Origin of the sequence: Paraburkholderia nodosa DSM 21604 (assembly GCF_000519185.1) — a bacterium.
Taxonomy (GTDB): Bacteria; Pseudomonadota; Gammaproteobacteria; order Burkholderiales; family Burkholderiaceae; genus Paraburkholderia; species Paraburkholderia nodosa.
Genome location: NZ_JAFA01000018.1, coordinates 47374 through 60362, shown reverse-complemented (window position 1 = coordinate 60362; position 12989 = coordinate 47374). Strand labels below are relative to the sequence as shown.

Genomic DNA, 12989 nt, shown 5'->3' with positions numbered 1-12989 from the left:
AGGCGAGGGCGGACGCGACGCCCGCCGCCGCTGCCGAAATGGACATTGCGGCGACGCAGTCGACTGCTGAATCGACAGCCGCACAGAATCCGACAGGGCGTACAGCCACGCCCGCATCGAACATGACTACGCAGGTAGAAAGCGCCGCAGCGGCTCGTGTGAGCCCCGCGGCGTCCTCCAAGAAAGCGACGCCGGGTAGACCCGGTGCGCGTTCCGGCGCATCCGCACCCGCGGCGCAGCCGGCCAGCACTTCTCGCAGCAACGGTTTTCCCAGCGATCCTATCCAGACGAGGAGACTCATGCATCGCGCCACCAAGATTGTCGCCACCATCGGTCCGGCTTCCAGCACGCCGGACATCCTGCTGAAAATGATCCGCGCAGGACTGGACGTGGTGCGCCTCAACTTTTCGCACGGCACCGCCGACGACCACCGTCAGCGTGCTGAAATGGTGCGGGACTGCGCCCGCCAGGCTGGCCGCGAAGTTGCGATCATGGCGGACCTGCAAGGTCCGAAGATTCGCGTCGGCAAATTCGAGAATGGCAAGACGACGCTCGAGCCGGGCCATCCCTTCATCCTCGACGCCGAATGCGAGCTCGGTAATGACGAGCGCGTCGGTCTCGACTACAAGGACCTGCCGCGCGACCTGAAGCCGGGCGACATCTTGTTGCTCAACGACGGCTTGATCGTGCTCGACGTTTCGCGCGTGATCGGCAGCGAGATTCATACGGTCGTGCGCGTGGGCGGCGACCTGTCGAACAACAAGGGCATCAACCGCCAGGGCGGCGGCCTGACGGCGCCCGCGCTCACTGCGAAGGACATGGAAGACATCCGCACGGCCATGTCGCTGGGCGCGGATTTCGTCGCCGTGTCGTTCCCGAAGAACGCCACCGACATGGAAATGGCGCGCCAGCTCGCGAACATCGCGGGCGCGCCGTACGGCATCAAGCCGAAGATGATCGCGAAGATCGAGCGCGCCGAAGCGATTCCGGCGCTGCAGGAAATTCTCGACTCGTCGGACGGCATCATGGTCGCGCGCGGCGACCTGGCCGTGGAAGTGGGCAATGCCGCCGTGCCGGCGCTGCAAAAGCGCATGATCCGCATGGCGCGCGACTCGAACAAGCTCGTCATCACGGCCACGCAGATGATGGAGTCGATGATCCACGCGCCGGTGCCCACGCGCGCCGAAGTCTCGGACGTCGCCAACGCCGTGCTCGACGGCACGGACGCGGTGATGCTCTCTGCCGAATCGGCGGCGGGCAAGTACCCGGTGCAGACCATCGAGGCGATGGCCGCGATCTGTCTGGAAGCGGAGAAGTCGGAGCAATCCGAGCTGGACAAGGACTTCCTCGACCGCACCTTCACGCGCATCGACCAGTCGATCGCAATGGGCGCGCTGTTTACGGCCTACCACCTGGGCGCGAAGGCGATCGTCGCGCTCACGGAGTCGGGCTCGACCGCACTCTGGATGTCGCGTCACTGGACCCATGTGCCGATCTTCGCGCTCACGCCGCGCCCGGGCAGCGAGCGCGCCATGTCGCTCTACCGCAATGTCACGCCGCTGCACCTCGACACGAGCAGCGACCGCGACACGGCGCTGCAGCAAGCCATCGAGGTGGTGGTGAGCAAGGGCTACGCGTCGCGCGGCGACATGGTCGTGCTGACCGTGGGCGAGCCGATGGGGCAGCCGGGCGGCACGAACACGCTGAAAATCGTGCGCGTGGGCGACGTGCTGTAAGTTCGTTGCTGTAACCTCGCGGCGGCGATTTTTTTCGCTTTATTTTCGCGACTCCCGAAAATAAATGCGGTCGGCGCCCGAGGTGGCCAGCTGGTATCACACTGGTATCAGATCGACGCCAGATCGGTGCCATTTAGACGCCTTTTCCCCGCAATTGCAGCCCGTACGCTGTAGAAACGGCGCGCGGGCTGTCAACTCTTTTTGCACCTTCTCGCGGTTTTGACGCTCCGATACGCCAATTTCATGCCAGTTACGTGCCTGGCGCCGGGAACGGACGCGCTTCGCGATAAAATCACCCTATCGAGCCCGCGGCAGGTCACGCGGGCGGCGGCTGCCAGGCCGCCCTCGACCGGCTGCGCAAGACAGTCGGCGGCAGAAGCATTTCGTTTCAAATCAAAGGAGTAGCAACAATGCCTCTCGTATCAATGCGTCAACTGCTCGACCACGCGGCTGAACACGGTTATGCCCTGCCGGCGTTCAACGTGAACAACCTGGAACAGGTCCAGGCGATCATGGAAGCCGCGAACCAGGTCGGTTCGCCGGTGATCATGCAGGCATCGGCCGGCGCGCGTAAGTACGCGGGTGAGCCCTTCCTGCGCCACCTGATCGAAGCCGCGGTCGAGTCGTATCCGCATATTCCGGTCGTGATGCACCAGGACCACGGCCAGTCGCCGGCGGTCTGCATGGCCGCGATCCGCAGCGGTTTCACCAGCGTGATGATGGACGGCTCGCTCGAAGCCGACGGCAAGACGGTCGCATCGTACGAGTACAACGTCGAAGTCTCGCGCAAGGTCGTCGAAATGGCGCACTCGATCGGCGTGACGGTCGAAGCGGAACTGGGTGTGCTCGGTTCGCTGGAAACGATGAAGGGCGACAAGGAAGACGGTCACGGCGCCGAAGGCACCATGACGCGCGAGCAGCTCCTGACGGACCCGGAGCAGGCCGCCGACTTCGTGAAGCTCACCCAGTGCGACGCGCTGGCCATCGCCATCGGCACCTCGCACGGCGCGTACAAGTTCTCCAAGAAGCCCACGGGCGACATTCTGTCGATCCAGCGCATCAAGGAAATCCACACGCGCATTCCGAACACGCACCTCGTGATGCACGGTTCGTCGTCGGTGCCGCAGGAACTGCTGGCCGAGATCCGCGAATTCGGCGGCGACATGAAGGAAACGTACGGCGTGCCGGTCGAAGAGATCCAGGAAGGCATCCGTCACGGCGTGCGCAAGATCAACATCGACACCGACCTGCGTCTGGCGATCACGGGCGCGATCCGTCGCTATATGTATGAAAACCCGTCGAAGTTCGACCCGCGCGACTACCTGAAGCCGGCTCGCGAAGCTGCGAAGAAGGTGTGCGTGGACCGCTTCCTCGCGTTCGGCTCGGAAGGTCAGGCCGGCAAGATCAAGCCGGTCGCGCTCGACAAGATCGCGGAGAAATACAAGTCGGGCGAATTCGCGCAGATCGTTCGCTAAGCGGGCTTCTGCGCCAGGCGTTCCGCTCCTCGCCGGACGCCTGAAGTCGTCAACACATCGCCGTTTCCGCCTGTTTTGGGGGAACGGCGATGGGCTTTTCCGGGAAATTTGCCGGTTTTTGGTTTACCCTCGCAATACCTTCGGTTTTACGGTTTCCTCGCGCGGTTGCAACCGCGATTCTGGACCGAACCCGCCTCCGTTTCGATTGTCCTTTTAGCGAATCACGACGATGTCTACCCTCTACGAATCCACGCTCCGCTCGCTGCCGCTGCTCGGCCGCGGCAAGGTCCGCGACAACTATGCCGTGGGCAACGACAAGCTGCTGATCGTCACCACCGACCGTCTGTCGGCGTTCGACGTCATCATGGGCGAGCCGATTCCGCGCAAGGGCGAGGTGCTCAACCAGATGGCCGACTTCTGGTTCGAAAAGCTCAAGCACGTCGTGCCGAACCACCTCACGGGCGTCGCGCCGGAAACCGTCGTGGCCGCGGACGAAGTGGAGCAGGTCAAGGGCCGCGCCGTCGTGGTGAAGCGCCTCGAGCCGATCCTCGTGGAAGCCGTGGTGCGCGGTTATCTGGCCGGTAGCGGCTGGAAGGACTATCAGGCAACGGGCGCCGTGTGCGGCGTCGAGCTGCCGCCGGGCCTGGAAAACGCGCAGAAGCTGCCCGAGCCGATCTTCACGCCGGCAGCCAAGGCCGAAATGGGCCACCACGACGAGAACATCACGTACGAAGAGATGGAGCGCCGCATCGGCACCGAGCTGTCGCGCACCATCAAGGAAATTTCGATCAAGCTGTACAAGGAAGCTGCCGACTACGCGGCCACGCGCGGCATCATCATCGCCGACACGAAGTTCGAATTCGGTCTCGACAACCACGGCCAGCTGTATCTGATGGACGAGGCGCTCACCGCGGACTCGTCGCGCTTCTGGCCGGCCGACCAGTATCAGGTGGGCTCGAACCCGCCGTCGTTCGACAAGCAGTTCGTACGTGACTGGCTCGAAACCCAGGACTGGAAGAAGGAGCCGCCGGCGCCGAAGCTGCCCGACGACGTGGTCGCCAAAACGTCGGCGAAGTATCAGGAGGCGCTCGAGCGTCTCACGGGTCAAAAGCTCGCGTGAGCGAGAAGAGGGAAGAAGGAAGCACAATGAGCGAAGTTCAGACGGCTCACCAGCATGCGGCGCCGCTTGTCGGCGTGTTGATGGGCTCCAGCTCCGACTGGGACACGATGAAGCACGCGGTCGCGATCCTGCAGGAGTTCGGCGTCGCGTACGAGGCCAAGGTGGTCTCGGCGCACCGCATGCCCGACGAGATGTTCGAGTACGCGGAAAAAGCGCGCGAGCGCGGCCTGCGCGCGATCATCGCCGGCGCGGGCGGCGCAGCGCACCTGCCGGGCATGCTGGCGGCCAAGACCACGGTGCCCGTGCTGGGCGTGCCGGCGGTCAGCAAGTATCTGAAGGGCGTGGATTCGCTCCACTCGATCGTGCAGATGCCCAAGGGCGTGCCGGTCGCGACCTTCGCCATCGGCGAGGCGGGCGCGGCCAATGCGGCGCTCTTCGCTGTCTCGATCCTGAGCGTGACCAACACCGAATACGCGAACAAGCTCGCGGCTTTCCGCGTGCGCCAGAACGAAGCGGCGCACGCCATGGTGCTGCCCCCGCTTTGATTGCCCCGCTTTGATCGTCCCCACGCGCCGCGGCCATCCCGCGGCCGACCACCAAGATGACTCCTGACAATTCACCGGTTTCACCGATCCTGCCCGGCGCCTGGCTGGGCATGGTGGGTGGCGGCCAGCTCGGCCGCATGTTCTGCTTTGCCGCGCAGGCGATGGGCTACCGCGTCGCCGTGCTCGATCCCGACGCGACGAGCCCCGCGGGCACCGTGGCCGACCGCCACATCTGCGCCGCGTACGACGACGAAGCCGCGCTCACCGAACTCGCGCGCCTGTGCGCGGCCATCTCGACCGAGTTCGAGAACGTGCCCGCGGCGAGCCTCGACACGCTCGCGAAGTCGACCTTCGTGAGCCCGGCCGGCCGCTGCGTGGCGGTGGCGCAGGACCGCATCGCCGAGAAGCGCTTTATCGCGGCGGCCGGCGTGCCGGTCGCGCCGCACGTGGTGATCGAGTCGTCGCAGGCGCTCGCCGGCATCGACGACAAGACGCTCGCCGCCGTGCTGCCGGGCATTCTCAAGACCGCGCGCCTGGGCTACGACGGCAAAGGCCAGATTCGTGTCTCCAATGCCGAAGAAGTACGCGAGGCCCATGCGTCGCTCGGCGGCGTGCCGTGCGTGCTGGAAAAGCGCCTGCCGCTGAAGTTCGAGGTGAGCGCGCTGATCGCGCGCGGCACGAACGGCCAGGCCGCGGTCTATCCGCTCGCGCAGAACACCCACCGCAACGGGGTGCTCTCGCACACCATCGTGCCCGCACCGGACGCAAGCCCGGCGCTCGTGCAGCAGGCCCAGCAGGCCGCGATCCAGATCGCGGCGAAGCTCGGCTATGTGGGCGTGCTGTGCGTGGAATTCTTCATCCTCGAAGACGGCTCGCTCGTCGCCAACGAAATGGCGCCGCGTCCGCACAACTCGGGCCACTACACGACCGATGCGTGCGCCACGAGCCAGTTCGAGCAGCAGGTGCGCGCCATGACGTCCATGCCGCTCGGCGACACGCGCCAGCACTCGCCGGCCGTGATGCTGAACATTCTCGGCGACGTGTGGTTCCCCTGCGCCGTGGGCGAGGTAAAGCCCCAGAAGGGCGCCGCGCCCGTCACGCCGCCGTGGGACCAGGTGGCCGCGATGCCGGCCGCGCGCCTGCATCTGTACGGCAAGGAAGAAGCGCGTCCGGGCCGCAAGATGGGCCACGTGAACTTCACCGCGCCGACGCTCGACGAAGCGCGCACGGCCGCACGCGACTGCGCGCGCCTGCTGCACATCGCCACGAGCTGAGGTTGGGCCGGATCATGTCCGATCAGCAGAACGCACCGCACGCTGGCACGCCGCCTCTGACCGCAGCCGACATCGAGCACGCCGCCGCGCTGCTCGATGCGGGCGAGCTGGTCGCGTTCCCGACCGAGACCGTCTATGGTCTGGGCGGCGATGCGGCGAGCCCCGAGGCGGTCGCGCGAATTTACGCGGCCAAAGGGCGGCCGGCGAACCATCCGGTGATCGTCCACTTGCCGCCCGGCGGCGACCCGCAGTACTGGGCCGCGGAGTGGCCCGAGGCGGCGCAAAAGCTCGTCGACGCGTTTTGGCCTGGCCCGCTCACGCTGATCGTCAAACGCCACGAACGTATTCCCGATGCCGTCAGCGGCGGCCAGGATTCGGTGGGGCTGCGCTGCCCGTCGCATCCGGTCGCGCAGCAGTTGCTGGCGGCGTTTTCCGCGCGTCGCGGCGGCCATGGCGGCGTGGCGGCGCCGTCGGCGAACCGCTTCGGCCATGTGAGCCCGACCACGGCGCAGCACGTGCGCGACGAATTCGGCGCGGCGGTGCATGTGCTCGACGGCGGGGCATGCGACGTGGGCATCGAATCGACGATTCTCGATCTCTCGCGCGGATTTCCCGCGTTGCTGCGGCCCGGTCACGTGACGCCGCACGACATTGCTCGCGTGCTGGGCGAGGCGCCGCGCTTGCCCGATGGTTCGGACGCCACGGCGCCGCGCGCCTCGGGCACGCTCAAGGCGCACTACGCGCCGCGCACGCCGCTCGCGCTGCTGCCGTTCGACGCGCTGGAGCCGCTGCTTGCGGCGGCGCGCGATGCGGGTGAAACGGTGGCGCTGGTGGCGCGCGCCTCACGCGCAGGCGTTTGGGCGCAGGCTCAGGGCGTGCATTTCGTCACCGCGCCGGAAGAGCCGCAGGAATATGCGCGTGAGCTGTATGGCTTGCTGCGCGCGCTCGATCGCGCGAATGTCTCGCGCATTCTCATCGAGAAGCTGCCGGAGACGATCGAGTGGATCGCGGTCAATGACCGGTTAGGGCGGGCGGCGGCCGCGTTCGAGGCGCAGCAGTAGGGCTGAGCACGTTTTCTCGCGTTCAATGAAAAACACCCCACGACCCTGACGGTCCGTGGGGTGTTTTTTCTTGCACCGGAAGATCCGGTGCAGGCGACGCTTATTAAGGCGCCTTGCCGATGCCCGCAGCAGCCAGCTGCGTTTCAGCGAATGTCGCGAACTGCGCGTGCAGCGCGGTGGTCGGGTGTACGACATCCGCGAACATGTAGGTCGTAGGCGCGTTGGCCGTCGTGAGCGTTTGCGGCGAGCAGAATAGCGAGCTGCCGAAGTTGCTGCCGTAGGTCGCAGCCGCTTTCTGGAGGATGGCCGGATCCGTCGTGGCCGGCAAGCCGAGCGCCGCCTGCGGATTCGCGAGCGCGTAGTTCGTGGCGTCGGTCTCCATCTGCGAGATGTTGCACGCCGTGCCCGTGTTCGTCACCGTGAAGCCGAGGCTGGCCGCGTTCTGGATCGACTGGTCGAGCCACGAGAACGTATCGATCACGACGGCCTGCTTGGCTGCCAACGTGGGGTGCAGCGTCTCCAGTAGCGTGAGGTTGTACATCGCCGAGACGAGCGTGAGCGCCGTGTCAGCCGCGGTCGCCGAGCCCGGCACTGTTCCGGGGGTCGCCTCATCGGCTGCCAACGCTGCCGGCGTCTTGCCGATATCGGGGACGGTAGCGATTGCGACCTTGGGCGTGCCGGCAATCTGCGTGCTGACGATAGTGGCCAGTTTGGTGGCCGCAGCAAGGATCGGCGTGACCGAGGCAAAGGCGCCGGTTGTATCCGCTTTGACGACACCCAGGGCAATAGCGGCTGGGACGAGGGCTTGCGCTTGCGCGGCCGTGAAACCTGCCGTGACTAGGCCCTGCGCCGTTTGTTGCTGGATCGTCGGATCAGCGAGCTGCGTGAAGAAGGTCGAGTTTGCCAGCGCCGCACCGAATGCCTTCAGGCCTGCGGCCTGGACGTTGTTGGAGTCGGTGCTCAGCAGGCCGAGAATTTCATTCGCGCCGCCTTCCACGAGCACGAGCTGATTTGCATTGAAGCTGCCGTGCTGCGCGAGGTACTGCGAAACTTGCCAGTCCACCGGCTGCTTCGTCAAGGCGCTGTTATCTGTCGCGGCGCCGCCCGTCACCAGCGCGCCGCCTTGCGCGTAGTCAAGCCCGCCCGTGGCCGTGAGCGGCAGACCGAAGCCGCCTTCGAAGGCCGGTGAAAGCGTGTTGCCGAAGTACTCGGACACGTGCTGCGCCCAGACTTCGCCCGGGTTGGTCGTGAAGCGGCCGCCGCCGAAGCCCGGCAGAATCTGCTCCGAATACGTGCCCGCGTCGGTCAAGCTCGTGCCGAACGCCACCACCTGCATGTTGACGCCCGACGGCGGCGGCGTGCTCGCGTTGTTGTTCCCCCCGCTGCTGCCACCGCAGGCGGCGAGCAGCGCAAAAGCGGCGCTCGCGGCAGCGATCTGGGTGGCGCGCAACAGCGTACGGTGTCTCGGTCCTTGATGCTTCATATTCACTTCATCTCCTCTGTGTGTGGCCTTTGATGCCATGCTTGCCTACTCATGCAACGGGTGCTCGTGGCACGAGCACCCGTTGTCGATGTTTTTCCCGATCGCCGGCCTTGCATGCAACCCCCTGCGTGCTGCTGCCCCAGGGTCAGGGCCAAGGCCGACAGACTACGCAATCTCTCAACTGTTGCGCGACCCGAACTCACCCTCGGTGTTGTTTTCCGGCACGCCGAAGCGCGTTCCCGCGGGCGTCGCCGGCGCCGTCACGGATGCGAGGCCCAGTGCGTCGTGGCGCTCGCACCAATCGGGCGGCGCGAACAGCGCGGAGACACGCGAGCGCCAGTCGGGCATGCGCGCGAAGTCCCGCACCATTGCGAGCCATTCGTGAAACGTCGCCTTAAGCGGATTGCATGACGCAAGCGGCTTGACGATGCCGTAATCGGGCGCATCGTGCGCGTCTTCCTCGACATAGCTGCCGAACAGGCGGTCCCAGATCGCGAGCACGCCGGCGTAATTGCGATCGATATAGCGCGCGTTGCGCGCGTGATGGACGCGATGCATCGAAGGCGTATTGAACACGTATTCGAGCCAGCCGAGCTTGCCCACGGCCTGGGTGTGCACGAAGAACTGGAACGCGAGATTGACGAGCACGATTGCGACGATCTGCTCCGGCGTGAAGCCGAGCAGGGCGAGCGGAATCCAGAACAGCCACATGCCCGCCACGGGATACATGAGGCTCTGGCGAAACGCCGTGGAAAGGTTCAGGCGCTCCGACGAATGGTGGACGACGTGCGCGGCCCAGAGCCAGCGTACGCGATGGCTCGCGCGATGAAACACGTAGTAGAGCAGGTCCTGCGCAATGAACAGTGCGATCCACGCGACGAGCCCAGGCTGCCACGAAACGAGCCGGAAGTGCCGGTAAACGTAGGCATAGACGGGCACGGCGACGAGCCATGCGAGCTTGTCCGCGCCCTGGTGCATGAGCGCGAGCGCGGCGTTGCATAGCGTATCGGGCCAGGCGTACCGGGCGCTGTCGGGGGTGTCGTTCGATGCAGCGCGCGGCCGCGTGCGGGAGAGATGCCACGCTTCCCAGCCGATGCAGGCGAGAAACACGGGAGCGAGGGCGAGCAGCAGCCATTGCGCGTCGAACTGCACGAACGTCGTCCTCCTTGTCCCGTGGGCGGCGCTGGTGGGCAGCGCGGCGTTTGTTGTCTCGTATCGTATTGGCCGCGTTGGTGTGCGTTCGCAGGGTGCGCGGCTCGATGGCCGGGCACGCAAGACAAAACTTTCAATGCATTACCGGCCTTTGCCCGTCAGGGTACACGGCCCGCGCCCAGGACGGGCGGCGCTTTGCTAGAGGAAAACTTCGAGCCCGGCGCATCGCGGCGGGCTCGGGTGAGGCGCGCGGGGACAGGTCCGCGGCGCCCGCCCGGCGTGGACACAGCGTGCACGCCGTGTGCAAACAGCGTGCGCTCAGCGCGTGGTCAATGCGCGCCGCGTCGCCTGGCCGGCGCCTTGTGCGTGGCCTTCGCGACCTTCGACTCTTTTGCCGCGCGCTTGGGATGCGGCTCGACATACACGGGCTTTTCTTCGGGCATGCCCTTGTAGACCCACTCGAGCAACGCGTCGTGCGCGGCGCGTGCGGACTCGGCGCGCGGATCGTTGATGAGGCTCACCACGATCCAGCTCTCGCCGTTCTCGGCCGCCACGTAACCGGCGATGGCGCGCACGTCGCGCAGCGTGCCCGTCTTGATATGCGCGTTGCCTTCCACGCCCGCGTTGGTGAGGCGGTTGCGCATCGTGCCGTCCACGCCGACGATCGGCAGCGAGTCGATGAACACCTGCGCGACCGGGCTCGCGTTCGCGTTCTGCAACAGGTTCGCGAGCGAGAGCGCGCTGATGTGCTCTTCGCGCGAGAGGCCGCAGCCATTGTCGAGCACGAGTTCGGGCATGTTCAGGCCGCTGCGCCGCAAGAACGCATTGACGGCCGTGGCGGCCTTGGCCGTGGTCGAAGGCGGTTTGCCCTCGACGGCGCCGAGCGTGAGGAACAGATTGCGCGCCATCACGTTGTTGCTGAACTTGTTGATGTCGTGCACGACGTCCGCGAGCGGCGGGCTCTGGTGCACGGCGAGAAGACGCGCGCGCGGCGGCACGACGCCTTCGCGTACCGCGCCGGCCGGCGTGGCGAAGAGGCTGCCGCCCGATTGCTGCCAGAGGGCGAGGAAGCCGTCCGCGAAGAACGTGCTGTGGTCCACGGGCGCGGCCATGTTGAGCGTGCGCTCGCCGCAGCGCATGGCGTAGCTGCCCGCGAAGCTCGCGGTGACGACGCCGTTGCCGCCGGGCGAAACCTGCGGGCTCGGCAGCATGCCGCCGCACGCGCCGGCGCGCTCGCGGATCTGGTTGTCGATCTGCCACTGCGCAACGGGCGGCACCACGTCGATCGACACCCCCTGGCGGGAGGGCGAGAACGTGAACGAGACCGACTTGAACGCGTACATCAGCGGATCGGGGCCGACGTTGTAGGGCGCGCTGTCGTCGCCGTCGAACGAGGGCAGGTCGCGCGTGGACGGATCGAACTCGCTCTTGTCGAGCACGAGTGCGCCGTCGATGCGCGCGATGCCCGCCGCGCGAATCTTCTGCACGAGGTCGATCAGCTCTTCGGGCACGAGCTTCGGGTCGCCCGTGCCCTTGATATAGAGGTTGCCGTGCAGCGTGCCGCTCGCATCGACTTCGCCGTCGGTATAGGCGCTCGTTTTCCAGCGATAGTCGGGACCGAGCATCGCGAGGCCGCTCCACGTCGTGACGAGTTTCATCGTCGAGGCGGGCATCATCGGCTGGCCGGCATTCACGGCGACGCTGGGCTGGCGGTCGCCGACCTTTTCGATCACCACGCTGAACGACGAGAGCGGCACGTGTGCGCGCTCGAGGCCCGCCATCACGGTGGGCGGCAGCACGGTGGTCACGTTGACTGTGGGCAGGCGTGCGCCTTCGGGCTGCGCGTAGGCGGCCGGCGCGGCGGCGAAGCCCGCGGCGAGCGTGGCGCAGGCCAGGGCGAGGGCGAGCGGTCGAGGCAGGCGCGGGGTGGCGGCGGCGCGATGCGTGCGGTCGGTGCGCGAGGCAGGCAGTCTGAACAAGGAGCGTAGGCGGGACAGCGAAGCGGGCAGCATGAAAAGCGTTCGGGCGAGTGCAGGGGCGGTGCTTGGGCCGGGCGCGGCACCGGCAAGCCAGGGCTCGCCGGTGCCGCGCGCGGACGCGAAAATTGGGGCGGCGTGTGATTCGTGGTGCGCGCGCGATGCGCTCGCTTGAACGTACTGTACAAGCCTGAACACGCGCATCGCGGCCGAATCACGGGTGGAGCGCCGCAAAAGCGCACATTGTAAAGACCTCCCGCCGCGTGCGCGCATTACCGGCGAGAAAACGTTGCACATTGCGTGGCGTGATTCAAACACCGCCCGCAGTGCGCGCCATTGCAGCGCGACCGGCTGCGCGCCGCAGCGGCGCGGCGCCCCTGTTCAGGCGCTAGAATGCTCGCATCGTCATCCACTCACGCAGCGCGGCGCCGTGTCGCCGCCTGGCCAACATTACGATGCGCATACTGCTAGTCGAAGATGACCGCATGATCGCCGAAGGCGTGCGCAAGGCGCTGCGCGGCGAAGGCTTCGCGGTCGACTGGGTCGAAGACGGCGACGCCGCCCTCTCGGCCGCGAGCGCGGATTCTTACGATCTCATGCTGCTCGATCTCGGATTGCCGCGGCGCGACGGTCTCGACGTGCTGCGCACCCTGCGCGCGCGCGGCGCGGCGCTGCCCGTGCTGATCCTCACCGCGCGCGACGCCGTGGCCGACCGCGTGAAGGGTCTCGACGCCGGCGCGGACGACTACCTCATCAAGCCCTTCGATCTCGACGAACTGGGCGCACGCATGCGCGCGCTGATCCGCCGCCAGGCGGGCCGCAGCGATTCGACCATCCGCCACGGTTCGATCACGCTCGATCCGGCCTCGCACCAGGTCACCCAGGACGGTTCGCCCGTCGCGCTCTCGGCGCGCGAATTCGCGCTGCTCGAAGCGCTGCTCGCGCGGCCGGGCGCCGTGCTCTCGAAAACCCAGCTCGAAGAGAAGATGTACGGCTGGGGCGAGGAGATCGGCAGCAATACCGTCGAGGTCTATATTCACGCGCTGCGCAAGAAGCTCGGGGCCGACCTGATCCGCAACGTGCGCGGCCTCGGCTACATGATCGCCAAAGACGCATGAAGCCGGTAATCAAGCGCGGCCTTGCATGGGACCGGAGTCAGCGCTCAAG

At 66.6% G+C, this 12989-nt stretch carries 10 protein-coding genes; 7 read left to right on the top strand and 3 right to left on the bottom strand.

Annotated elements, in window-relative coordinates; translation table 11 throughout:
- Positions 1-299: 299 nt before the first annotated feature.
- The 6 genes from pyk (at position 300) to A3CW_RS0124665 (ending at position 7211) form a co-directional block, all read left to right on the top strand.
- Positions 300-1736, top strand: a complete 1437-nt coding sequence (gene pyk / locus A3CW_RS0124690; RefSeq protein WP_028205947.1) for a pyruvate kinase — start codon at positions 300-302, stop codon at positions 1734-1736.
- Positions 1737-2146: 410 nt separating this feature from the next.
- Positions 2147-3211, top strand: coding sequence for a class II fructose-bisphosphate aldolase (gene fba / locus A3CW_RS0124685; RefSeq protein WP_028205946.1), 1065 nt, complete (start codon positions 2147-2149; stop codon positions 3209-3211).
- A gap of 229 nt (positions 3212-3440) precedes the next feature.
- A complete protein-coding gene (locus A3CW_RS0124680; RefSeq protein WP_028205945.1) occupies positions 3441-4331 on the top strand; it encodes a phosphoribosylaminoimidazolesuccinocarboxamide synthase in 891 nt (296 codons plus the stop codon).
- A 26-nt stretch (positions 4332-4357) separates the two neighbouring features.
- On the top strand, positions 4358-4876 hold the full coding sequence (purE, locus tag A3CW_RS0124675) for a 5-(carboxyamino)imidazole ribonucleotide mutase (protein WP_028205944.1): 519 nt from the start codon (positions 4358-4360) through the stop codon (positions 4874-4876).
- A 56-nt stretch (positions 4877-4932) separates the two neighbouring features.
- Positions 4933-6150: a 5-(carboxyamino)imidazole ribonucleotide synthase gene (locus tag A3CW_RS0124670; RefSeq protein ID WP_028205943.1), complete on the top strand. Its 1218-nt coding sequence runs from the start codon at positions 4933-4935 to the stop codon at positions 6148-6150.
- A 14-nt stretch (positions 6151-6164) separates the two neighbouring features.
- Entirely contained in the window at positions 6165-7211 is a 1047-nt protein-coding gene (locus tag A3CW_RS0124665) for an L-threonylcarbamoyladenylate synthase (RefSeq protein ID WP_028205942.1), read from the top strand.
- Positions 7212-7314: 103 nt separating this feature from the next.
- On the opposite strand, the gene A3CW_RS0124660 is transcribed toward A3CW_RS0124665, so the two are convergent.
- The 3 genes from A3CW_RS0124660 to dacB form a co-directional block, all read right to left on the bottom strand.
- The gene (locus A3CW_RS0124660; protein ID WP_028205941.1) at positions 7315-8694 is read right to left on the bottom strand and encodes an SGNH/GDSL hydrolase family protein; all 1380 of its coding nucleotides are present in this window, start codon (positions 8692-8694) and stop codon (positions 7315-7317) included.
- A 177-nt stretch (positions 8695-8871) separates the two neighbouring features.
- Positions 8872-9846 carry a sterol desaturase family protein gene (locus A3CW_RS0124655; RefSeq protein WP_028205940.1) on the bottom strand — a complete coding sequence of 325 codons (975 nt, stop codon included), beginning with the start codon at positions 9844-9846 and terminating at the stop codon, positions 8872-8874.
- A 329-nt stretch (positions 9847-10175) separates the two neighbouring features.
- The gene (gene dacB / locus A3CW_RS47505; protein WP_081771797.1) at positions 10176-11858 is read right to left on the bottom strand and encodes a D-alanyl-D-alanine carboxypeptidase/D-alanyl-D-alanine endopeptidase; all 1683 of its coding nucleotides are present in this window, start codon (positions 11856-11858) and stop codon (positions 10176-10178) included.
- Between the two features lie 419 nt (positions 11859-12277).
- On the opposite strand from dacB, the gene A3CW_RS0124645 reads away from it, so the two are divergent.
- A complete protein-coding gene (locus A3CW_RS0124645; protein WP_028205939.1) occupies positions 12278-12940 on the top strand; it encodes a response regulator in 663 nt (220 codons plus the stop codon).
- Positions 12941-12989: the final 49 nt, after the last annotated feature.